22 protein-coding genes and 1 pseudogene are annotated in these 22,545 nt (G+C 69.9%); 8 read left to right on the top strand and 15 right to left on the bottom strand.

The genetic code is table 11. The annotated features are described in order from the left end of the window. Positions 1-1,491 precede the first annotated feature (1,491 nt). The gene (locus BG452_RS37230; protein WP_188308772.1) at positions 1,492-1,923 is read right to left on the bottom strand and encodes a hypothetical protein; all 432 of its coding nucleotides are present in this window, start codon (positions 1,921-1,923) and stop codon (positions 1,492-1,494) included. A 1,284-nt stretch (positions 1,924-3,207) separates the two neighbouring features. Here BG452_RS37230 and BG452_RS37235 point away from each other — a divergent pair. Both BG452_RS37235 and BG452_RS37240 read left to right on the top strand, forming a co-directional pair. Further along, complete coding sequence (locus BG452_RS37235) at positions 3,208-3,351, top strand: hypothetical protein (RefSeq protein ID WP_188308773.1); 144 nt, start codon at positions 3,208-3,210, stop codon at positions 3,349-3,351. 591 nt (positions 3,352-3,942) lie between these two features. Beyond that, the gene (locus tag BG452_RS37240; protein ID WP_188308774.1) at positions 3,943-4,881 is read left to right on the top strand and encodes a hypothetical protein; all 939 of its coding nucleotides are present in this window, start codon (positions 3,943-3,945) and stop codon (positions 4,879-4,881) included. A 323-nt stretch (positions 4,882-5,204) separates the two neighbouring features. On the opposite strand, the gene BG452_RS37245 is transcribed toward BG452_RS37240, so the two are convergent. From BG452_RS37245 to BG452_RS37270, 6 genes are all read right to left on the bottom strand, one after another. After that, on the bottom strand, positions 5,205-6,437 hold the full coding sequence (locus tag BG452_RS37245; protein ID WP_188308775.1) for an esterase/lipase family protein: 1,233 nt from the start codon (positions 6,435-6,437) through the stop codon (positions 5,205-5,207). Positions 6,438-6,690: 253 nt separating this feature from the next. Further along, complete coding sequence (locus BG452_RS37250) at positions 6,691-7,563, bottom strand: hypothetical protein (protein ID WP_188308776.1); 873 nt, start codon at positions 7,561-7,563, stop codon at positions 6,691-6,693. Positions 7,564-7,653: 90 nt separating this feature from the next. Then, positions 7,654-9,810 (bottom strand): serine/threonine-protein kinase, encoded by a 2,157-nt coding sequence (locus BG452_RS46440; protein WP_223243291.1) that lies wholly within the window; start codon positions 9,808-9,810, stop codon positions 7,654-7,656. Between the two features lie 309 nt (positions 9,811-10,119). Further along, positions 10,120-10,461 carry a hypothetical protein gene (locus BG452_RS37265; RefSeq protein WP_188308777.1) on the bottom strand — a complete coding sequence of 114 codons (342 nt, stop codon included), beginning with the start codon at positions 10,459-10,461 and terminating at the stop codon, positions 10,120-10,122. A gap of 191 nt (positions 10,462-10,652) precedes the next feature. After that, on the bottom strand, positions 10,653-10,775 hold the full coding sequence (locus BG452_RS47405; protein WP_262986103.1) for a hypothetical protein: 123 nt from the start codon (positions 10,773-10,775) through the stop codon (positions 10,653-10,655). Continuing rightward, the gene (locus tag BG452_RS37270) at positions 10,772-11,902 is read right to left on the bottom strand and encodes a helix-turn-helix domain-containing protein (protein ID WP_188308778.1); all 1,131 of its coding nucleotides are present in this window, start codon (positions 11,900-11,902) and stop codon (positions 10,772-10,774) included. The genes BG452_RS47405 and BG452_RS37270 overlap by 4 nt, the downstream gene beginning before the upstream one ends. Positions 11,903-12,148: 246 nt before the next feature. Here BG452_RS37270 and BG452_RS37275 point away from each other — a divergent pair. Next, a pseudogene (locus BG452_RS37275) lies at positions 12,149-12,505 on the top strand (transposase); the annotation flags it as partial. A gap of 31 nt (positions 12,506-12,536) precedes the next feature. Then, complete coding sequence (locus BG452_RS37280; RefSeq protein ID WP_188308779.1) at positions 12,537-13,556, top strand: LD-carboxypeptidase; 1,020 nt, start codon at positions 12,537-12,539, stop codon at positions 13,554-13,556. A gap of 112 nt (positions 13,557-13,668) precedes the next feature. On the opposite strand, the gene BG452_RS37285 is transcribed toward BG452_RS37280, so the two are convergent. Beyond that, positions 13,669-13,971 carry a hypothetical protein gene (locus BG452_RS37285; RefSeq protein WP_188308780.1) on the bottom strand — a complete coding sequence of 101 codons (303 nt, stop codon included), beginning with the start codon at positions 13,969-13,971 and terminating at the stop codon, positions 13,669-13,671. Positions 13,972-14,010: 39 nt separating this feature from the next. Beyond that, positions 14,011-14,274: a hypothetical protein gene (locus BG452_RS37290; protein ID WP_188308781.1), complete on the bottom strand. Its 264-nt coding sequence runs from the start codon at positions 14,272-14,274 to the stop codon at positions 14,011-14,013. Between the two features lie 220 nt (positions 14,275-14,494). Here BG452_RS37290 and BG452_RS37295 point away from each other — a divergent pair, with 220 nt between their 5' ends. Beyond that, positions 14,495-14,899, top strand: a complete 405-nt coding sequence (locus tag BG452_RS37295; RefSeq protein ID WP_188308782.1) for an STAS domain-containing protein — start codon at positions 14,495-14,497, stop codon at positions 14,897-14,899. A 5-nt stretch (positions 14,900-14,904) separates the two neighbouring features. Next, the gene (locus tag BG452_RS37300; protein ID WP_188308783.1) at positions 14,905-15,132 is read left to right on the top strand and encodes a DUF6296 family protein; all 228 of its coding nucleotides are present in this window, start codon (positions 14,905-14,907) and stop codon (positions 15,130-15,132) included. A gap of 10 nt (positions 15,133-15,142) precedes the next feature. Here the strand turns inward: BG452_RS37300 and BG452_RS37305 are convergent, their stop codons facing one another. The 4 genes from BG452_RS37305 to BG452_RS37320 all read right to left on the bottom strand — a co-directional run bounded on the left by BG452_RS37305 (position 15,143) and on the right by BG452_RS37320 (position 18,474). Then, positions 15,143-15,295, bottom strand: a complete 153-nt coding sequence (locus BG452_RS37305) for a hypothetical protein (protein WP_188308784.1) — start codon at positions 15,293-15,295, stop codon at positions 15,143-15,145. 310 nt (positions 15,296-15,605) lie between these two features. Further along, positions 15,606-15,974, bottom strand: coding sequence for a hypothetical protein (locus BG452_RS37310; RefSeq protein WP_223243292.1), 369 nt, complete (start codon positions 15,972-15,974; stop codon positions 15,606-15,608). Between the two features lie 412 nt (positions 15,975-16,386). Continuing rightward, positions 16,387-17,379, bottom strand: a complete 993-nt coding sequence (locus BG452_RS37315; RefSeq protein WP_188308785.1) for an alpha/beta hydrolase fold domain-containing protein — start codon at positions 17,377-17,379, stop codon at positions 16,387-16,389. Between the two features lie 171 nt (positions 17,380-17,550). Then, positions 17,551-18,474 (bottom strand): SDR family oxidoreductase, encoded by a 924-nt coding sequence (locus BG452_RS37320; protein ID WP_188308786.1) that lies wholly within the window; start codon positions 18,472-18,474, stop codon positions 17,551-17,553. 137 nt (positions 18,475-18,611) lie between these two features. Between BG452_RS37320 and BG452_RS37325 the strand changes: the two genes are divergently transcribed. Beyond that, positions 18,612-19,232 carry a TetR family transcriptional regulator gene (locus BG452_RS37325; protein WP_188308787.1) on the top strand — a complete coding sequence of 207 codons (621 nt, stop codon included), beginning with the start codon at positions 18,612-18,614 and terminating at the stop codon, positions 19,230-19,232. A 148-nt stretch (positions 19,233-19,380) separates the two neighbouring features. Here BG452_RS37325 and BG452_RS46445 read toward each other — a convergent pair whose 3' ends face one another. Both BG452_RS46445 and BG452_RS37335 read right to left on the bottom strand, forming a co-directional pair. Beyond that, positions 19,381-19,524 carry a hypothetical protein gene (locus BG452_RS46445; protein ID WP_223243300.1) on the bottom strand — a complete coding sequence of 48 codons (144 nt, stop codon included), beginning with the start codon at positions 19,522-19,524 and terminating at the stop codon, positions 19,381-19,383. A gap of 613 nt (positions 19,525-20,137) precedes the next feature. Further along, positions 20,138-20,638 (bottom strand): MarR family winged helix-turn-helix transcriptional regulator, encoded by a 501-nt coding sequence (locus BG452_RS37335; protein WP_188308788.1) that lies wholly within the window; start codon positions 20,636-20,638, stop codon positions 20,138-20,140. A 115-nt stretch (positions 20,639-20,753) separates the two neighbouring features. Here BG452_RS37335 and BG452_RS37340 point away from each other — a divergent pair, with 115 nt between their 5' ends. Then, positions 20,754-22,301, top strand: coding sequence for an FAD-dependent oxidoreductase (locus BG452_RS37340; protein ID WP_188308789.1), 1,548 nt, complete (start codon positions 20,754-20,756; stop codon positions 22,299-22,301). The last annotated feature ends 244 nt before the right edge of the window (positions 22,302-22,545 follow it).

Here is a 22,545-nt window from a genome sequence, read left to right on the forward strand (position 1 = left end):
TCATGCGGGAGGGCCGCACCGGTTCGGTACGGCCCACCCATCACCCCGATCGTCAGATGGGGTTACTGGCTGTTGATCGTCCAGCGCGGGCCGGACGGGGTGTCCTCGATCACCAGCCCGGCCAGGCGGGGCAGGGGGGGGGGGGGGGGGGGGGGGGGGGGGGGGGGGGGGGGGGGGGGGGGGGGGCGGGGGGGGGGGGGGGGGGGTGGGTGGGGGGTGGGGGGAATTCGCCGGTGGCGAATTCGTGGGCGCGTGCGGGTGGTTGTGGGCGGGCGTCGGCGTCGCTGCGCTCCGCCTTATCGATGGCATTGTTCCGGGCCTACGGCCCGTCAAACTGTCGACATTCTGGCTTTCTTGGGCTGGCCTTTTTCACGGCCCTACGGGCCGGTTCGCTGGCAGCCTTTCCCGGGCTGCGCCCGGGGGTGAGCGTTGACGATGTGACGCGAAATTCGGGTAGCAGCCCCTTCCCCCGATCGGGCGGGGGTGCCGGCCCGGGCCTGCGGCCCCGGGCGTTGACGATGTGTCGTGGACTTCGGGTATCAGTCACAACCTCACCCCTGGCCCCCTTCCCCGGTCCCGGCCGATGGCCGGTCCGCCGCCTGGTTGCTGGGCTGTCGGCCCATCCACCGCCCTCGGAGCGGGGCCTGCGGCCCTCGGGGTGCCACCTCTGGGCCGCCGGTCCGGCTCGGTCCTCTCCGGCCCCCGTGGCGGGCCCTCACGGGCGCCCCGTGCGCCGGACCCTGACGGCACCTCAACCGCAGAATCCCGACGAGCATCCGAAGGGTTTCCGGCGGCGTTTCCCAGAGCTCCTTACAGCTCTATCCTACCGACCTTCGAACGGGCCCGAGACGCGAACAGACAACCTCGCGTCCATCGTCCATCAAGGCTATATCCGGCCGCACCCAAAGCGGGAATACGAATTCCCCTCCACTCTCTTTCAGGCGGAAATAAGAAAGCCCCGCGAGGCGCAGCGACCAGAAAACAAATTCAGGCGCTCCGAAAAGGGGCCTACGGCCCTCGCCGTCGACACCACAACCGCCAATCCAGGCGCCCAGGAAATACCGCCAGGCGGCACCGGGATAATTCCCGGAGCATCACCACCAAACCGAACACCGGGCAGGACGGTACAGGACAACGGCCAGGACGGCGGCCAGGCCGGACCGGAGACGGCCGGGCAACCCAGGGGCCGGGACGGCGGCCCGGACGGCGATCGAGGACTGCGGCCAGGGCGCAGCAGCGGGGCGCGGCATCGGACGGCGCGGGCGGGCAGCGCGGGGCGGGGAGGCGCCGAGGCCGGCGGACCGGCGCGACCGGGGCGCAGCGACGAGCACGAGGCTGGCCGGCCGGGCGGGGGCGCGGCTGGCGGGCAGACCAGCCACCGGGGCCACCATCCGAGGCGCAGAACTGCGCCTCGCGCAGGGTGCGGCCTGGCGGCCGCGAACCGGCCGGTACGGCCTGCGGTCGAATCCGGTGCCCGCGGGCTCGCAGATCTCAGTAGCTGTAGCCCTCCTTGCAGAAGCTGGCGGTGACCTTGTGCGGCTTGAAGTCCGGAAGGACCGAGTGAAGGTTGGATACCTCCGGCGCGATGAGCAGCAGGTCGATGACGAGCGCGGTGATCAGCAGCGGCTTGAGAGGCCGTGCCGTGGTGTTCCGACCCCGCGCCGCGGCCCACAGCAGCATGGCGAGGAAGAGCGCGGCGAGTATGCCGATGGCGGGGCCGGCCCATGCGGCAACCTGTGCGGACACGGGTATCGCGGGGGTGGGAACGCACATCAGTCCGCCGACGTAGTGGCCATGGGCCCAGAACGCGTAGACGGTGCAGGCCAGTCCAAGCGGGACGGCCAGGGCCGCCATGGTGGTGAGCCGCGGCCACCGCGCGATCGAGGATGAGCGAGCCGGGACGGTATTGGAGCTGTAAGCCATCTGACCAGGGCCAATCGGGATCGGGTTGCTTGTGCCCCCAACCTAGACTCTCGGCCACGGCCACGATCTTCTCCGGCGAGCCGGGAGCCGACATACCGTCTCTTCGCCGAGACAGTCGTCGTCCGCGGCCCCAACTCCCGCCCCTGTCATCCCAACTGACACAACCCCTAGCAGACCGCAGGTGTCGGCGTGCATGGGTACCCGTGCACGCCGACAGCAGGCCACCCCGGCGGCAGACACCAGGCGCGGGCACAGCACGCCCCCGCCGGGCCCGGCGGCCCGGACGGCAGCACGACAACGGCGGGAACAGGACGAGGACCTGGCGGACCCGGACGGCGACCCGCGCCCCGGCCTCCACACCGGCCCTTACCCCGGCCATTCCGGACCGAATTCAGAACACCAAAGCCAGTCACATCACAAAAACAACCGAACGGAATTCCCGCCCGAATACAAGCCCCCCGACAGTCGAACGGGAAACCGACACCACCTAACCACCTGTCCACGGCAGCCTCCCCGGCCGCCCCAACACGCAACGTAATCACCAGCAGAGGCTCCCAGCACATCCACTCTAGAGGGCATTGCGGTCTAGACAACTTCGCGCCATCGTGGCGCTTTGCCCAGTTTTAAGCCGCTTCGCTCCGTGATCACGAACACAGGTCACAGCTCACGACGGCATGGTGGTCGTCACCGGTGAGGGTGTGCGGGCCCGGCGCGGGCCAGAACGACGGTGCGCAGCAAGGGGGCCTGGCGGCCCCGGCGCAGGGGAACATGTGGTCTAGACAAATATTGGTTGTAGCGGCCATTTGCCCCATTTCAAGCGGTTCAGCCCTCAAGCCGCACAGTGCAGGTCACATGCCACCGCGCAGCATCCCACCGCTGCCTTATCCGCTCCCAGTTCATCTGACCAACGCTCAACACGACTGACCAACACCAGGTCAGAGCACCGGCAGCGCCGCCACCACACGAGGAACCCCACGGACAGGCACCGATCACCTACCTGATAACACCAGCTCAGACGCACCACGCCTGGTCACAATCAATGAGCGCGGACACACGTCGGGCACTCCAGCCGGTCCGGCCGGGCCTTCTCGGTCAGCTCCAGCTTCGAGCCCTCCTTCCCCCCCGATCGAGCCCCGGCACGTCCAGCACGGGCGCAGCGCGGCGTTGGCCGTGCGGGCGGCCTCCAGCTGTTCTTCGGCCTCCCGTTCCAGCCGCTCGGTGTGTTCCTGGTGGCAAGTCCAACAGCGGCCGCCGGGCCGACGGGTCCACTGCTCGTTGCCGTGGTTGCCGTACTGCCAGGTGCTCTCCTCCTTCGGGACGTTGCCGCAGTCGGCGCAGGCCAACTCAGTGCTGCGCCCCGGAGGCTCCCCGGGCCAGCACACCCCGAACGACCAACCCGGGCACAACCAGCAGCCCGACGGCGAGTAGGCACGCCTGAAACGGGCTCAACCCGCTCCACACCAGCCCACCCGCCACCCCGGCATCAACAACCCCCGCCAACCAGCGGTAAGGCACAAGCACGCCACCAGCCGGCGTCTGCGAACGCCGCGAGCGATGCGCCAGCCCACCCGCACGACTACGGTCCTCTGCCACCACGAACCCCTTCCTGGACAGGCCACCAGACACCAGCAGAACCAACGCCTGGTGGAAGATGGACAGAGCCTAGAACGGTCGTTTAGCGCTGCCCGCCACTCCCGGACAGGCCTCGGCGGGCGGTACTAAACGACCAGTTCGTCCAGGTACGCGGCCGTGTTACACACGGTATTTTTCTGCACTCGTGTGTAGTTGTCCGGCATGAAAGCGGGGCCTACCGAAATCCGGACTCTCCGCCGTACCTCACCTGTCCAACCATGACGGGATTTCGTCACCCAGGTCATGCCCTCCGATTCTTCGTCAGGTAGAGCTTCGCGTGCAGCACCCGCTCCTCCCACGACGGATCGTCCGGGGCCCAAAGCAGGGCGACCAGCAGCCTCCGGAATGCTCGGACCTCTATGTCCCCGTTTGGTCTAGCCTTTCTGCATGGATGCCGACTCGCCCGCGCCAACGATGGAACACCTCAGCGAAGCGACTCGCCTGATCCTCTCGGAGATCGACGCAGCCTTTAGCACCAGGCGCTGGCAGTTGCTGGATACGGGTACCGAGCGAGTCCAGTGGCTCGCCTACAACGCTGCTGCACTACGGCACTGCGCCCAGTTGCTGCGCGAGATCGAGGCGGCGGTCCAATCCGGCCAGGAACTGGCGGTCCGGCTTCTCGGCCGCGCCCACATGGAGGCGTGGCTCGTCTGCCTGTACATCCACTTCGGCGGCTACCCGGCGGTTCGTCGTCTGGCACAGGCCGCCCGGCACGGCCTCGAAGGGATCGATCAAGAGGCCAAGGACTTCGACGAGTGGCTGGCCACGGCCAAGAAGGCTGCACGGAAGAGAGTGCGCAAGGTCGAGCGGGCCAACTCCGGGATCGCCAAGCGAAACGAGAGCGCCCCCGACAAGCCACCGACGCCGCCGCACGCGATACCGCACGTCCCGCAGCTCACCCCGACAGGGCTCGACCTCGACGCCGTGATCGCTAGCTTCGGCGAGCTGGAGGCACAGGGGCTACCGGTCTCAGAGATCATCGACTCCCTGAGTAAATGGGCGCCCCAGATGGGGTTTGGCAAGGAGAACTTCCGTCCGCTCTACCTCATCTACCGCGTGATGTCGGTCAGCGGCACACACACCACGAAGTCGCTGCTCGACACCTACTTCCTGCCGTTCAAGCCGGGCGGCTTCATCAAAGTCTCCTCCGCCCCCGCCAACGGCTCGATGATCGAGACCACCTTCGTTACTGCGGTGTACTCCACCGCCTATGCCGCCACCAACGTGCTCGCCGCAAGGGATTGCCCCAGGCCGGTCTGCGACACGATCGAAGAGTGGCTCAGGCCTGACCCTTCCGGTCGCTCCGCCTGGGCACCTGGCGGCTGATCAGCACCGGATTGCAACGCGGCCAGCTGGTGACTTCCGGCTGGCCGCGCTCAGAAGTGGCAGGGCCTGGGGCCCCGACGGCCCGTCAGTTATCTGGTGGTCCGGCCCGTTCTCGCTGGCCAGGGCCTTGGAGAGCAGTAAGTCAAGTAAGGCACGTCACCCGGGCACCCCAAGGGGTGTTGTCGTCGTGGGTGCCCGCATGCAGCGGGCACCCACGACGAGGTCTCACCTGCCGATGGCCCCTGAACGACCTCCTAGCGAAGTCGGAGAGCCGCGGCCCCGCTGTGGGTGACCGACATGATTCGGCGGCGGGACGATAGCGCTTACGGCAGCTGGCCCAGGAACCAGGTGGACAGCTCCTCGGTGACCAGGGTGTGCATCTCGCTCTGCGAGGCGAACTTGACGGCGAAAAAGGGCGACCTGTCCAGGTCCTCGTCCTTGATCGGGGTGTAGAGGTCGTCGTGGGTGGCCGGCTCCCGCGCGGCGATGGCGCTGACGGCGGGGACGAAGCAGTGCTCGCGGATCGGGTTGGTGACGCCGAAGCCCAGCAGGGGCGGGAGCTCGTTCAGCTTGTCGGCGAGGATGCCGAAGCCGGCCAGGGTGCCGCCGGGCGCTCCGTCGATGTCGGGCAGTCCGCTGGTGAGGACCTCCCGGTTGGGGGCGGTGAGGACCCGGAGGTTGGCGACGACCTGGCTCTCGCCCTCGGACTGGGTGCGCAGCTTCGTGCCGGAGATGGTGGCTCCCTTGCCGGTGAGGGCGTCGGCTCCGGGGCGGATGCCGTTGCCGACGCCGGTGTCCGGGCCGTTGGCGAGGGCGATCAGCCGCAGCTCCCTCGCACGGGGCCAGTTCCCGACCGCCTCCAGCGCGCGCAGGAACGCGATGCGCCGCTCGCTGGGGGCGGGCTTGTCGTCCCAGTTCGCGATGTGCTGCGAGAGCAGCTCCTGGGCCGCCGGGCTGTTGATCTGGTCCGAGAAGGCCGGGTTGATCTTCTTGATGTAGTGCGCGAACGCCTGCAGCGCGATGGGGATCCAGGCGCCGGTGTGCGGGCTGTCCCAGGAGAAGTACAGCTGCGTCTGGTGCTGCTCGCCGGTGGTCTCCATCTTGGCGAGGGCGTAGCGGGTGACCAGGCCGCCCATGCTGAAGCCGCCGACGGCCAGCGGGTGCTCGCCGTCGCGGCGGTTGTTCGCCTCGGTGACGGCGGCCACCACCGTCTCGGCGTTCTGCAGGATCGGGGCGCTGCGCTCGTGGTAGCCGATGAGGACGACGTCGCGGCCCCGGCGGCGGATCTCGCTCAACAGCGGGTACGGGCCGTGCTCCAGGAGTTCCCATGTGAGGTTGATGTCGGTGGGGCCGGAGCTGAAGCCGTCCGCGATCAGGACCGGGCGGGTGAGCTTGCTGTTGCCCTCGCCGTAGTAGACCCGGGCGGTGCCGTGGGGGAGTTCCCAGGTGGCGTCGGGCGTGGGCGCGGTGCGGTCGGTCGTGCGCGGCCCGGGGGCCAGGATGATCGGGGCGCCGGACGTGAACGCGTCGGCGGCCTGCTTTTCGGTGGTGCTCATGGCATTCCCTCCGGGGGCGGAGGGCGGATGCCCTCCGGGTCGGATGCCGGGGCGCGGGACGTCGCGTCCGCCTCGGCAAGGCAATACCGCTATCTTACTTTCTGTAGCCACTCAAGTTCGTACAGCGACGGCATCTCGGCGGCCGCGCGCCCTGCCGAACCGGAAGCGAACCTCGAAGCTCACTCCCAGCGGCACCCCCGGCCCCGACGCCTGACCTGCGTGCCGCGCTTGCCTGACGAGCCCCCAGACATCGTCAGAACTGGCTGCGGCGCGCCCTGGGACGGGCGGGCGGGGCCTGCTCGGTGCCGCGCAGCGCGAAGGCTGCGGCGCGGGTGCGCTCCAGCCAGCTCGTGACCTGGCGCAGCGTGGCGGGGTCGAGGTGCTGGGTGAGGTCGCGGACGGCCTGGTGGTCGTCGTCGGTCAGCGTGTAGAGGCCGGCGCGGTCGAGGGCGGTGTAGAGCGGCTGGGCAGTGGGGCCGGCGAGGCGGCGGTGGGCGGCGTCGGTGCTCTGGCGAGCCTGGCGGGCAGCCTCGCGGGCGCATTCGGCGACGTCCTGCTGGTGGCGCTCACGGCGCAGCGCGTGCTGGAGGGCGGTGTCGTGGTCGGGGTCGTAGCGCTCGGCCCGGGTTTCGGCGGTGTGGTCGTGGACGCGCTGCCACTCGGCGCAGGTGTCGGCCGCGGTGGCGTAGGCGGCTTCGTCTCCGGCGTCGGCGTGGCGGTCGGCGGCGCGCTCGTCGTCCCGGGCCCGGTGCAGGGCCTGCTGGATGTTCTCCAGGGTCATCCCGGCCGCTTGGCGGCGGACCCGGCTGCGGACGGCGTCGAGCAGCCCGTGCTCCTGGTCGTCGGGCTCGTCCTCGCCGTCCTCGGCGAACGGGTCGTAGTGGTCGGCGTTGGCGGGGTGCTGGGCGAGGGCGGCGTGCAGCGTCGCGCCGGCCTCCCACGCCTCGGCGTGCACGACGAGCTCCGGCACGGCGAGGCCCTGGCTGGCGCTGCGGACGATCCGGCCCTCGACCAGGGCCACCCAGCCGTCCAGGCCGTCCACGTCCTTCTCCACCCAGCCGCGGGCCAGGCTGGCGCCGTGGTGAAGGGTGCGGATGCCGTCATGCCGGGTCCAGCGCAGCCACATCGTGCCGCGCGATGGGGGCGGCTAGGACCAGGGGGAGGGCGGTGGGTCGTGTTGCGCAGCGGTCGTCCCTGAAGGCCCGCCGCACCCCGGCTACGGGCTGGCAGCCAGTGCATCGTATACATATTTTGCTATGTCCAGGCCGCGCGGTCTCGCCTCCGAGGGCGAGGGGGCGGACGGACCCGAGGTTTCTATGAGTATCTCGTAGCACACCTGCACGAGCAGGTTGTCGATGCGGAACATCACGTGGGCGTACCCGTAGTCTTTGCCTGTCGGGTTGGACAGACACAGATCGTCGGCGAAGTCATGGAGCCGCACGGCGCTCCCGTAGAAGGTGCCTGTGCGCTCCTTTTCGTAGGCCGCTGATCCGTAGGTGCCGGACGAGAATCGGAACATGGAAACGTCGACGTCGGCGCCCCACGGATGGTCGGCCCAGTAGCCCTGCGTGGCCCACCGGCAGCCGTGCGACTCTGAGATGCCGGTGAAGAGATCAGCGCCGGGCGACTTGTCAGTTTCCGTCCCGGTGTCCATATCGGGAATGATCGTGCCGGATCGGCTGCCCACTGCGCCGCAGATATCGGGGATCCTGTGGTAGCGCACAGTGACCGTCGGTGTTGGTGTTGGTGTTGGTGTTGGTGTTGGTGTTGGTGTCGGTGTCGGTGTCGGTGTCGCACTGGGAATTTCAGAAAGTGTGGCCGGGGAGCTCGCTGCGCCCAGCTGCTGCCCAGCGGATCCGCGGTCCCGGGAGAGCGCGTAGGGGAATGCGGCGACGGCCGCGAGCAGGAGGGGAGCCACCACTGCCACCACGGTTCTGCGCCTGGAGAGCCAGCTGGCCGGTGGGTCAGGCACCTCGGTGGGTAAGGCTCTTGTCTGCGGTGGATTATGAGGTGGTGTGATCTCGGTCGTGGCAGTTCCGATGGGCGCTGCTCGTCTGGTCTTTATTTCGCGGCAGAGGTACGCCGCGATGGTCAGGACGAACACCGGGAGGTAGAGCCACGGATACGGGACCGGTGGACGGCCTTCCGCTATCCCGATCACGAACACCGGGATTTGTGTGACGACGGCAACTGCCACCATGCGCCCCGTCCCGCGCGTCAGACCGGTGGAGCGAGGCCTGAGTACCGCCGTGTAAATCCAGGCGACCGGAACGGCGAAGAGCCCGCCCACACCGAAAGCCGTGAGGAGGAACCACGCCCACACCACAATCGAGAGGACGGCCTGCCCCAGGATAATGAACCGTGCCGCGACGTCGTAGCGGTCCAGCGCGTGCGTCGATTCGGCGTCCGGCTTTGGTCGGGGGCTGTGCTCTCTGCGGGTGGGGGCCGGTGGCGGGAGCGGGGCCGTCGCCGCCGTGGACGGCTGGACGGCCGGCCGTTCCAGTGGCGCGAGGCCGCCGGCCGGCTCCGGCGTGCCCTCCAGGCGTCGTAGCGCCTGGGAGAGGTCAGTGGCACTCGCGTACCGCTGGTCGGGGTCCTTCTCCAGCAGCTTCAGCACCAGGTCGTCCCACGCGGTGGGGACACCCGTGGACACCGAGCTGGGTGCGGGCGGCTCCTGGGTGAGGTGTGCCGTGAGGTATCCCACGGCGTCGGGGGCCTGGAAGGGGAGCCGGCCGGTGATCATCTCGAAGAGGAGGCAGCCGAGAGCGTACAGGTCGCTGCGCGGTTCCGGGTAACCGCGTGCCTGCTCCGGCGCCATGTAGGGGGGCGTGCCCACGATGAAGCCGGTCTGGGTGAGCCGGTCCCCGGTCGCGTAGGGGTCGGCCGCCCTCGCGATGCCGAAGTCGAGGACCTTCACGGTGCCGGAAGGCGTGATGATGATGTTGGACGGTTTGATGTCCCGGTGCGTGACCCCGGCCGCGTGCGCCGCGGCGAGCGCGTCCGATATCAGCGCGCCCCACCGGGCCGCGTCCGCGAGGGCGACGGCACCTCGGCGCACCGTCGTGCCCAGGTCCTCGCCCGGGACGAGTTCCATCACCAGGATCGGGGCCCGTTCGGTGCCCGTGCCGGTCTCGCCGAGGTCGTGGATGGTGACGATGTTGGGATGCTGCAGTTGGGCGGTGATGCGCGCCTCGCGCAGGAATCTGGCGCGGGCCTCGTCGCCGCGGCTTCCGTCGCCCGCGAGCAGGGAGATCACCTTGACCGCGACGCTGCGGCCCAGCGTCTCGTCCAGGGCCTCCCACACCTGCCCCATGCCGCCCTCGCCGAGCTGCCGCACCAACCGGTAGCGGCCCCCGAGGAGCTGGTCCCGCATCATCGCACCCCGCCCGTTTCGAGCATTCGCCCCTCCTGGTGCACGTCGACTCCACTCGTTGGGAAGCGCCATCCGGCCCCGCGGGGGCCGGCCGTGCAGGTGTGAGGCCCCGGCAGCAGCGCGAAGCTGCGCGCGTCTCGCGGCATTTCGCCACGCGCGGGGTTCCGCTCCGCCGTCGAGCGCCGTCAGTGCGGTGCCGGTTTGTCCGTGCTCCGACTGCCCCCCTTGGCCTCGCATCATCCCGCACGGGCCAGGCCGACACGGAAGAACGGCGAAAGATCACTCATTTCCGCAGGTGGCGAGTGATCGTCATGAAATCTCGATGACAGGTGGTCCGGGCCCGGTGTTGCTGGCCGGCGGATGGTTCCAGGAAGGGGAGCATCCGCCGGAGCGCGGCCGCCAGCCGCGCACGGGACCCGGCCCCGGCCCGCTCCGCCTCGGCCTGCCCGGCAGCGCGGCGTTGGCCGTGCGGGCGGCCTCCAGTTGCTCTTCGACCTCCCGTTCCAGGCGCTCGGTGTGTTCCTGGTGGCAGGTCCAGCAGCGGCCGCCGGGTTGGCGGGTCCACTCCACCTGTCGTCCGTCGCGGCCGTAGTGCCAGGTGCTCTCCTTCTTCGGGACGTTGCCGCAGTCGGCGCAGGCGAGGGTGCGCATCCACTCTCGGTGCTCCTGGCGGGCCTTCTTCTCCCGGGCCTTCTGGCGCTGGTTGTAGGCGGCGCGGTTGTTCGGGCTCTCCAGGGCGTCGAGCCGGGAGTGCCGGCCGGGGCGGCCGTAGCGCCACCAGACGGGGCCGAGGGGGCCGTGCTCAGCCAGCAGCTGGTCGCCGAGGAGGTCGGGGACGGGAGCTACAGAGTCTTGAGTGAGGCCACCGCGAACTGGTGGATAAGGTCGAGCGCGAGCTGGCGGACCATCCGCATCCGCGCCTCGTTCGAGGAGACCGCGTCGGTCAAGGGGATCTCGCCGGTCACTGGGCAACCCGTTCAAGCACGATGCTGGCGGGGGCGGGTTCCGGTGTACTCGTCATGTAGTGCTGGTGGGTAAGGGCGAGGCGTCTAGCGGAGACTTGCCCAGGTGGGGGGACGTTTATGGTCGCGCGGATCTGCAGAACTCCGTCGGCCTGGCGGCGGTGAGCATGCAGGGCCACTACCGTCACCAGGTCCCGGATCGCGCCCTCCATTCGGCTCTGAGCCAGGTAGCGAATTCCTCCGACAGGAGGCGTGTGAGCCACGTTCAAGGCGCCGGCGAAGGCGCCGTCGTGGAAGAGCTCGAGATGCCCTTTGTCGCTCAAGCCGGCGTAGGGCGAGCTGCTGCTGACCACCGCACGTCGCAGACCGACCTTCGGTATTGCGGTGCCACCGTCGAAGGCTTGGCGCAGTTCGCCGTCGTCCTGGAGGAGTTGGATCGCGTCGAGCATGCTCGGCTCGGGAGCAGTCTGGTTGACAGCTTGTTCTGTGTCGGCGATCGAGGGCATTGAGCAGGCAGCGGTGACGGTGACCCAGATTTCGTGCTCCTTCCCCCAGAGGCGGTCGTCCAGTTCCTCCGCCAGCGCTGCCAGGTGCTCTTCTGCGGCGCGTCGGCGCCGGAACCGGCCCGCATACGCGGCCTCCAGGTCGCTTTCCCCCAGCCAGTCGGTGTCGCTGTCGCGGCGCCGGGGCAGCCCCCACGACTCCTTCGATTGCGGAACCAGGTGGGGAGCCTCGGGGCTTCGTGGCACGTCGACCACGATGAGGTGCCGGCCCGGCAGCGCGGTCAGGGGCATGCTGTAGACACGCAGCGCCGGGATGAACGGCCGAACCATGCCGGCCTTCCCTCGCAGGCTCTGGACATGCGGCTTCGGGTTCTCGATGCCGACCAGTTCGTCCGCGTGGTCGGCGCCGTCCTCGCCGACACCGAAGACGATGAGGCCGCCAGCGGTGTTGGCCATCGCGGCCACGTCCTTGGCGAACTCCTTCGCGTCCTTGATCTCGTCAACATCCCGCTTCCAGTCCAGGTCCTCGCTCTCGACGACGTTCGCGGCCACGGCGGCGACGATCATCTCCTCGGTGACAGAGCCAGCCGGGACGCCCAGAGCGCGGTGCAGCGATGTGTAGGTCACCTCCAACAGGTTAGCGGCCGACCCGGACACATCGCCCCGGCCCGTCGCGGGCCAGTCTCTTTCAGTGGCGGCCTGGGGCCAGGGTGGCCTCTACTGATCGGCGGCCGGCCCATGCTCTAGGACCGGCTGGCTGTACAGCCCCGCTACGGCTGGTAGCGGGATATCAGCACGGTGCCGGGGTCGCTGGATCGGGGGAAGTGCCCCGAACTCCCGTGCCCTCCCACAGGGTGGAGGGGTTGATGTTGCGCCATACGCCCGGACGGCGCCCCGGTCTACGTGATCCTGGACAACCTCTCCGCCCACAACGGCAAGAAGATCCTGCGCTGGGCGAAGAACAACAACGTCCACCTCTGCTTCACCCCCACCAACACCTCCTGGGCCAACCCGATCGAGGCGCACTTCGGACCACTGCGGCAGTTCACCCTCGCCAACTCGAACCACCCGAACCACACGGTCCAGACCCGGGCCTTGCACGCCTACCTGCGCTGGCGCAACGCCAACGCCCGCCACCCCGAACTCCTGACCGCCCAACGCCGCGAACGCGCCCGCATCCGCAGCGAGAAGGGCATCCGCTGGGGCGGACGACCAGCGAAAATCGCGTGACCCTACGAATGGCACCGGCGACACTGACGCCATGACCGGTTCCGCGCTGCCTCAACTGCTTCGACCGCGTGCCCTGAGGTCCGGAGATCTCGTTGTCATCGCCTCGCTGTCCGGTCCGCTGCCAGCCGCTTACGAGCCCAACGTCGAGCAGACGGTGGTTGTGCTCAAGCGGATGGGATTCCGCGTGCGTCGGGCTCCGCTACTCGAAGTAGGACGCCATCATTGGTGGAGCGCGGCCACGCCGGCGGAGATCGTCGGAGAGCTCAACTGCCTTCTGCGCGATCCCGAGGTGCGCGCAATCGTCGCAAGTGACGGCGGCCAGACGGCGCTCGGCTACCTCGACCTGATCGACGTCGAGGCGATCAGGGCCGACCCCAAGCCCATCCTCGGCTACAGCGACATCTCACTGCTGCACCTGGTGCTCTACGCGCGCACGGGCCTGGTCGGGTTCCATGCCGACATGGCCGTCCCTGGCTTTGGCGGGAACTGGCAGTCCGCGCCAGCGGCGCGCCAAGCAGAACTCGAAAAGCTCTACTCCAAGTTGCTGACCGGCACCGAGGCGATCGGTGCACTGCCCGCGAGCCCATCATGGGAGTGCTGGCGTCCTGGTCGTGTCGAAGGCCGACTGATCGGCGGGGTGATCAACCGCATCGTGCTGGCGCAGGCGACGCGTTTCGCGCTGCCGCTCGAACAGTTCAATGGCGCGGTGCTGTTCTGGGAGGAGATGGGCGGCCTGGCATCGTACGTGTGGAGCTATCTGCAGGTGATGCGACACTGCGGCATCCTCGATCGGATCTCGGGCATGGTCGTGGGCGTTCCACGCGAGATCGGTGGACTCGAGCCCGGCACCTCCCCGACCCTGCCCGAGATCGTCCTCGACGTCCTCGGCGACCGTGACATCCCAGTCCTGGGCAACGTCGAGTTCGGGCATGCCGGCCCGAATCTGCCGATGCCGGTCGGCATCCGCGTCGGCCTCGATGCGCGGCAGCGGACGTTGTCGCTGCTCGAACCGGCGGTAGGGCCGCACACGATGACGGGACCGGTCGGCTGAGCACCTGGGGCCAACTCACGCTTTGATGACCGCCGCCCCGAGTCGCTTGTTCGGCCTGTAGGAGGGGCCATGAACACATGGTGGCTCGTGTCTAGAGGCTCGGCTCCTGACGTCACGGATCACCGACCCGGTGAACGTATGCGGTCACAGCACTAGGGAGGTACGGGCTGCGGTCGTCGTCGCCAGGCCGGGCAAAGCCGGTGGTGTCGTGGCCCCACGCGGTCAGGGCATCAAGGGCCTGCCAACGACGCCACCGTGTGTCGCAGACGAGCAGGAGGCGTCGGGCGCGGTCGGCCAGGCTGTCACGGTGCCCGGCCAGGCCGGGGTGTTCCGCGAACACCAGAGCGGCACACAGTGCCTCCTCCGCGACGACGGTGTCGCGGTCGTCGAGGAACGGCTCGACGGCCTGGAACACGCCGCCCCCGCCCGCCGGCGCAGCGCCTGAGCCGGGTGCTCAGCCGCCGGCGCCGCGCGGTGACCAGACGGGGCAGTCCACATGGTGCAGGTGCAGGAACATCATGGTGCCGCCCGAAGTGACGCGCCGCTCGGTGGCCACCGGGCAGCACCCGGGTGCAAAGGCCCGGGCCGGCAGCGGCTGCTGGGCGGGAACGGTGGGCGCCGGCCGGGTGCGGGGCCGGGCTTCCAGCTCGGCCACGGACAGGCCCAGGGCGTTGGCGCGGGAGCGGCGGCGGCTTCGCCGAAGTCGTTGGTGCGGCATCCGCACAGCATCCCGCCCATGCGGCCGGTGGTGGGGCGAGCGACACGACCTGGCCGTGGGCGGGTTTGGCGCAGCCGGGCCGTGGTCAGGCGCCGGGTGTCGGCGGGGTTCGGTTGTGAGCGGCCGGCCCCGCCGGCACCCGGCAGAGGGTGGCCTGCCGGCGCGGGGCGAGGCAGGATCGAAGACGGACAGCTTCTCTGCCGGAAGGAAGGCCCCGCTCATGTCCATCCGGCATGGCTTCCGCGCGTACACCGGCACGCCCCTGCCACCGCTGCGGATCACCACCACGACCATCCCCGGCAAGGCCCGCATCCTGCGCCTGGACGGCGAAGTCGACCAGCACCGGCGACTGCAGCTGCGCGAGGCGCTCGCCCAGGGCGTCAAGGTCGGCCCGCCCCGGCTGGTCGTCGACCTGTCCGGCCTGACGTTCTGCGACTCCACCGGACTCAACGCCCTGCTCCAGACCCGCCTGGACGCCGATGCCGCCGGCGTGCTCCTGCTGCTGGCCGCCCCCACCGCGCAGCTGCTGCGGCTGCTGGACGTCACCGGCGCCCAGGAGCTGTTCACCATTCGCCCCAGCGTCCCCGCCGCACTCGCCGACGGCTTTCGGCCGAAGGGACGGTGAGGACCGTGGAGGTGCCGCTGCGCTACGCCGTCACCCTGCCCGGGCCGACCGGCAGCCATGCCCCGCCCAGGGTCGTGGTCGTGCAGGCTACCGGCGAGGTGAGCCCGGACGGCGAACCGGTCTATACGGATGCGGCCGGGACGCTGCGGGTCGAGGTCGCCCACGGGGTGGCCCGCCCGCTCGACCCGGCGCCCGGTCGCCACGCCTGTCTGCGCGCCCTGCCGATGCCCTGACCAGCCCGGTTCACCTGCCGAGGCCGGCCAGCGGGACGACCAGGAACCGCAGGGTGCGGGCGCGGGCGGCCCCGGCGAAACCGTCGTGGCCGGTGAAGGGCCCAGTGACCAGCAGGGCGCTGCCCCGCGAGCGGGCCGGGCGCCGCCACTCCAGCCAGGTCACGCTCGTCCCGGCGCACCGGCAGGGCGGCCAGCTCGACGGTGCTGGTGACCAGCAGGCGGCTCCGGTCGGCGGGGTCGGCTACGAAGCGGCCTTCGATCACCACGGTCCAGCCGTCCAGGCGGGCCGCACCATGCTCGATCCAGGCGAGTGCCCGGTCGGCCTTGCGGACGTAGAACAGGCCCGGGACCCGGGGCCACCCGGCCAGGTCCCAGCCCGGCTGCTGCATCAGCGTGCTGGCGGATCGGCCGGTCGTTGCCCGCCGGTCCGCCACGCTCGACGCCCCGTCCGCGGCCAGGACGACGATGCCAGATCAGGGCGTGTCCGGCTCCTGCGGGTCCACGCCTGTCCGGGCTTCCTGGGTGTAGCCGCCGGCCGGACGGCCGGACGGGCCCTGCGGGCCGTGATCGCGCCGGTGCGGGGACGGGCCCTGGTCCTCGCCCCGTGGCCCGTCGCTTTTCACCGTCTGGCCGGGCACCTCCCCCTCCTCCTCCGGTGAGGGCTCGCGCCCGGGCCCGGGCCGTGGAGCGTACTCGTCGGGGTGGAAGGAGCGGTGCGCGCTGTCGTTGCTCTGCTGCTCCTCGGCGTCGATGTCGCCCGACCAACCGTGCTGCTCGCCATCGTGGCGGCTGGCCTGGCCATCCTCCATGGACTTGTGCGCACTGGGTTTCCTGGAAGTCATGACAGAGGTCCTCACGTGTGGAAATGCCTCCCACGCGCCTGCCCGGTTCCCGGCCGGCGACACACCGCGCCGCCGACCCCGCTTAACGCCCCCCACCTCACGGGACGGCTACCCGTACCCCCGCCGAATCCGGCACGTGGAAGTCGCCCGGTGTGGACGCCAGCGGTGCCGGCGGAGGCGGCGATCAGGCCTTCGGCCGCAACTCCACGGCCCAAGATCAGCCGTTAACTTGACATACCCGGCCGGGCGGACGGGGCTGTACCGTACGTCGAGGTGTTGTGCGTGGACGCCGCAGGCGGGCGTCGGCGGCGTCCCTTGCGGGACTGCGCGACGGCCAGAGCCGACAGGGTGGCATTCGGCTCGGCGGCGCTGGTGGGATTCCGGACAAGCGGCACGCCGTCAGACCTGCGTGTTACGGAGCAGTCGGTGTTGCCGGGGCCTTCGTGAGGTGCCGGGCGAGGTAGCTGGTCCAGGTGTGGCGGAAGCTCTCCGCGAGCTGGGACTGCGGGGCGAACAGGTCGAAGGCGTGGTAGGCGCCGGGGTAGAGGTGCAGTTCGACGGGGACGCCGTGGGCGTGCAGGCGCGCGGCGTAGTCGAGGCTCTCGTCGCGGAAGACGTCTAGTTCACCGACGCCGATGAAGGTCGGGGGCAGGCCAGCGAGGTCGGTCCCCCGGGAGGCGGCGGCGTAGGGCGTGACGTCCTCGGTGCCGACGCGGCTGCCGAGGATCGCCTGCCAGGCAAGGAGGTTGGTCGAGCGGTCCCATATGCCGAGGTCGGTGATCTCCCGACTTGAGTCGGTCGTGTTGCGGTCGTCGAGCATCGGATACTGCAGCAGCTGGAACAGGGGTGTCGCTGCGCCGCGGTCGCGGATCAGAAGGGCGGTGGCGGCAGCGATGCCTCCGCCTCCGCTCTGGCCGGCCAGGCCGACCCGGGTGGGGTCGAGGCCGAGATCGGTGGCGTTGTCGCCGATCCACCGGTAGGCGGTGTATCCGTCTTCGGCGGCGCCGGGCGCGGGGGTTTCCGGGGCCAGGCGGTAGTCGACGGCAACGACGGCGCAGCCGAGTGCCGCAGACAGTTGCTTGAGCCAGGGTGCGTCCTGGGCGGCGAAGCCGAGCACTTGCCCACCGCCGTGGAACCACACGATGACTGGCAGTGGTCCGTGCGCGTTCTGCGGACGTAGCAGGAGGACTGGGACATCGGGGGCTTCTGCGCGCGGCACGTGGATCTCGTGGGCGGTGACGGTGGGCTCGTCGGGGATGGTGCGGGCGATGACTTCGGCGAGCGTGCGGACGGCCTCGCGCGTGGCGGGGATGTCGGTCAGGTCGAAGACGCCGTTGGGGCCGATCGGCATGGCCTGGAGTGCTGCTGCGAGTTCGCTGTCGATCGCGGGACGGAAGCGGGGCATGGTTTCTTCCTGGGTGGGGTCTGTGTCAAGGCATGGGAGGGGGCAGGCCGTCGGTGCGGCAAGGTGGTCGCCGCACCTCAGGTCTTCGAGCGGGCCCAGGTGGCTCGGTGACCAGCTGAGCAGGGCCGGGAGGTGACGCGGGGACCGGGTGGGATGGAGTTGGGGGTGGGCTCAGTTGGTGGGGGTTGCCGGGACGTCGAAGTAGTGGCCTTGGCCGAGGTCGTCGATGAGGCCGGGCTGGACGGGCTTCCAGCCGAGGAGGTTGCGGGTCAGCGTGTTCGAGGACGGGTTGTCGGCTGTGGCGTGGGCGCTGAGGAAGCCGAAGTAGGCGTCGGCCTGGGTCGAGGGGATGCTGACCACGGGCAGGTTCAGCCTGCGGCCGATGGCCTCGGCGATCTCCCGGAAGGGGATGCCCTGGTCGTCGACGCCGTGCAGCCGTGACCCGGCGGGCGCGGATTCCAGCGCCAGCCGGTACAGGCGTGCCGCGTCGAGGGTGTGCACGGCGGGCCAGCGGTTGGCCCCGTCGCCGACGTAGGCGGCGACGCCCTTGGACCGGGCGAGGGAGATCAGGGTTGGCATGAAGCCGTTGTGGTCCAGCGTGCTGTGCACGGTCGGAGCCAGCCGGACGACGGACGACCGGATGCCGCGTTCCGCGAGTGCGACCACTGCGTTCTCGGCATCGATCCGCGGCCCTGCGTCGATCGCGTCGGCTTCGGTGGCGGCGTCTTCCAGCCCCGCGAAGGCGAGCAGCATGGTTCCCGACGTGGTCACCAGAGGCTTGCCGGTGCCGGCGAGCGCGTTTGCGAGCGTCTCGATGGCGCGCAGATCCGCTGCCACCGCGCCCTCGAAGTCGCCGGCGAACATGGCGTCGTGCTTGAAGGCCAGGTGGATGACGCCGTCGGCCGCGGCGGCGGCCGCGGCGAGGCCGTCGAGATTGTCGAGGTCGCCTCGGTGCACCTCGGCTCCGGCAGCCGTCAGCGCGGCGGCGGACTTGTCCGAGCGGGCCAGGCCGATGACTTGGTGTCCCGCTTCGAGAAGCTCGGGAACGACGGCGGAGCCGACGTGTCCGGAGGCTCCGGTGGCGAATACGCGCATGATGCGTGCCTTCCTGCTGTGGGCTCCCCAACGGGGCGGGGAGCTTGATGTCAGTTCGTGACATCACCGTAGCAGTGACGTCAGCCTCTGCCATCACTCTGATGTCAGACCCTGTCATCGCGGGGTAGGATCGCAACATGAGCCGATGGAAACCCGACGCACGAGGCCGCCTGGAGAAAGCGGCGCTGGAGCTCTACAGCCACCAGGGCTTCGACGCCACCACCGTCGCGGAGATCGCCACCCACGCCGGGGTCACCGAACGGACCTTCTACCGGCACTTCGCCGACAAGCGGGAAGTCCTCTTCCCGGGCGACAGCCCCCTCGCCGAGATCCTTGCGAACGCCTCGGCCACCGCCCCCGCCCCGCTCCCGCCGCTCGGGGTGATCACCCACGCCCTGACCGAAGCCGCTCCCCTCTTCGAAGAACGCGCAGACCTGGCACGGCAGCGTCAGGCCGTCATCACCGCCAACCCCGAACTCCAGGAACGCGAACTGGCCAAACTCGCCGCACTCACCTCCACGCTCGCCCACGCGCTGCGCGAACGCGGCCTGGAGACCACCACCGCAGCACTCGCCGCGGGAATCGGGATCGCCACGTTCAAGGTCGCCTTCGAACGCTGGGTCAACGACCCCGACCGACACTCACTCGCCCAGCACCTTCAGGAAGCCCTGGACACCACCAGGCACCTCATCGCACCCGCCGAACACGTCGCCACCACCGACGACGTGAGCTCCACAGGCCAGGAGGGAGTGGCATGAATGCGGTGGGCACCCTCAGTAATGTCAATCCCCTGGTTTCGTAGAGGCATTCCTTATGCGGCTCTAGCCGTCTGATGGTGGTGAGCTCGTACTTTTCTGACGGTGCGCTCGAACTCGCTCAACGGCCGCCGGGGGCACCAAACTTACGTCAGCCGGTGGCCGCGCCGGGCCCGGGCGTTACGGTGAAGCGGCCGTCGGGCAGCTTGCGCAGCCAGCCCCGTCCAGCGAGCTTGGACAGCTTCCCTCGCAACGGCTCCAGCTTGCCCCGCACCGCCACCTCCAGACCCAGCACCTCGCCAGCCCGGCTGGTCGCAACCGATCCTCCCCGCCCCGCACAATCGAGCGGATTTTCTGGTAGTCCGGCGGCAGCGCATCCTCGGCCACGCCGCGCTCGCGGGGCGGGACCAGCGGCACTGCGCCGCCCGCCACCTGCGGAGCAGGCGGTGCCGCCGCAGCCATTTCCGCGGTGAGCTGTACGGCCATCCGCTGCCAGGCCCGTTCGGCGACCGCGAATTCGTCGTACTCGGCCCGCACCTCCTCCGACTGCTTGACCAGCTGGCAAACCTGCACGTCAGCGTTGTGAACATCCTCTCAATGCGCTGGCGCCAGCCCGTGGCCTGGCTTTCACCTTTCGTGCGCCACCACGTCGACATCTCGGCTGAATCACCTTCCAGCTCCCGGAGTTACCCGGCGGGATGCGGCCGTTGCGCGACCCGCGCACCACCGACGCGGGGTGAGACATCGAAGTTCACCGGCTGGTCGAAGTGCGTCAGGCTGCCCCGCATCCTGGCGGGCGGTGATCTTTGGCCTTGAAGAGCTGCGGGCCCCATTCCGGAGCCAGTTGCCGGGCCCCACCGCCGGCGATGACGGGCGAGGGGGCTGTGGGGCCGGGCGCAGTGCCTTGGTCAGTCTTCACCCTGGGCCGGGGTGCCACCGGCGGCGGCGACGGCGTCGAATTGGGTGGTCAGGTCGCGGGTCAGGCGGGTGAGCAGGCGGATGAGTTCGGTGCGGTCCTGGTCCGACCACTGGGCGAGCGCCGCGGTGAACCAGCCGTTGACGATGGCGGTGTACCGGTCGATGATCCGCTGCCCGGAGGGTGTCAGGGCGATCAGGCGGGCCCTTTGGTCCTCGGGATCGGGGACGCGCTTGATGATCGCCCGCTCTTCCAGGCTGTTGAGGTGGCGGGTGACGTGGGGTCCGACAACCTGCATGCGAGCGGCGATCTCACCCACCCGCAGCGGACGTTCGGCGGCGTCCAGGATAACCAGGATCGTCATGGCAGGCCGGTCCAGTGCCACTCCGGCGTCCTTGACGGCCTGCTCGTAGAGCTGCCCGCGGTTGAGCAGGGTACGCAGCTGGAGCAGGTGCGGCAGCAGCCCGGTAGTCGCGTCACTGAGCGGATCCACGTCCCACACTCCCTTGATAGATACCTAACGTAGGTATATTGTCTCTTTCGGAAGCCGACCTCGCAGGAGATCGGGCCGTCGTCAAACATGATACCTAAGGTAGGTAAGTAGTGTCATGAACGAACCCGCCCCCACCGCCGCGAACGTCACCACGACCGACGTCCTGATCATCGGCGCCGGCCCCACCGGCCTGACACTGGCCTGCGACCTGGCCCGACGCGGCGTCAGCTTCCTCCTCCTGGAGCGCTCCGCCAGACCCAGCACCGCCTCCCGCGCCAAGACCATCCAGCCCCGCACCATGGAGGTCGCCGACGACCTCGGCGTGGCCGGGCGCGTCCTGAGCGAGGGCCGAGTGAACGTCGCCACCCGCCGCTACGACCGCGCCCGGGTGGTCTCCGAGGCGGTGGAGCTCGCCGCAGGGGCGCACACCACGGATGCCCCCTATCCGCCGGTCTGGCTCTCCCAGCCGCGGTTCGAGCAGATCCTGCGCGACCGCCTGACCGAGCTCGGCGGAACCGTCCGCTGGGGTAGCGAGGTCACCGACCTGCAGCAGGACGGTGACGGCGTCGCCGCCACCGTCGCCGCCGGGCCCGACGCGGGCAGCCGCACCGTCCACGCCCGCTACGCCGTCGGCGCCGACGGCGGACGCAGCACCGTGCGCGCACTGGCCGGCATCGAACTGCACGGCACCTCCCTGACCGACCAGCGCTGGCACCTGGGCGATGTCCGCGTCACCGGCCTGTCCCGCCACTGCCAGCACCTGTGGACCAGCAAGGAAGACGGCCTGCTATCCCTGTTCCCGCTGCCCGGCACCGACCTGTGGCAGTTCCAGGCCTCCATTCCCGCCGACCGGACCGAGCCCGAGGAGCCGTCGCTGGAACTGTTCCGCCGCGTCTTCGCCGAGCGCGCCGGCGTCCCCGGCGTGGTCATCCAGGATGTCGCCTGGCTCTCCCTCTACCGGATCAACGTGCTCCTCGCCGACCACTACCGCAACGGGCGGATACTCCTGGCCGGCGACGCCGCCCACATCCACTCCCCGGCCGGCGGCCAGGGCATGAACACCGGCATCCAGGACGCCTACAACCTCGGCTGGAAACTCGACGCCCTCCTCGACGGTGCCGACCCCGCCCTGCTCGACACCTACGAGCACGAGCGCCGCCCCGTCGCCCGCAACGTCCTGGACGACAGCACCACCCGCCTCGCCAACGTAATGCGCGCGGTCGCCGAGAGCGCCGGCGCCTCCGCCCAGCAGGGACTCACCGACGACCGCACCACCGGCCTGGGCGTCGCCTACACCGACAGCCCGCTCACGCACGGCCCCGGCACGGGAGTCCGCGCCCCCGACGCACCCTGCCGCAACGCCGATACCGGCCGCCCCACCCGCCTGTTCGACCTGCTGCGCGGCCCCCACTGGACCCTCCTCTCCTTCGGGAGCACCGCCGTCCAGCAGACCCCGGACGGCCCGCGCACCATCCGCGTGACCACCGACCTGACCGCCACCGGCGCCGACACCGTCATCGACGCCGATGACCTCGCCCACCACGCCTACGGAACCACCGGCGACGAACTCGTCCTCATCCGCCCCGACGGCTACATCGCCACCCGCCGCCCCACCAACGACATGGCCACCGTCCTCGCCCTGGCGGCCACCAACGGCCTATGACGGCCGAACTGGACTCGCGACGGACAGAATTGGAAGTCAGCGGGGCCCCACGCCTCCTCGCCCGTGCCGATCCGCGCCCCGCCTCCACGTACGACTCATCGGCGAAGGCGGAGAGTGACCCGGCACCGACTCGATCACCACTGTCGTACCCGAGTGCTGTCAGTTGTCCGACCCTCCGCCAGTGTCGCGGCGACGCATGTCTCCCTGCTGGTTTGCAAGGGACTCCAATGCGCATGGGATTACT

The sequence above is a fragment of the Streptomyces sp. CBMA123 genome (genome assembly GCF_014596465.1).
Classification (GTDB): domain Bacteria; phylum Actinomycetota; class Actinomycetes; order Streptomycetales; family Streptomycetaceae; genus Kitasatospora.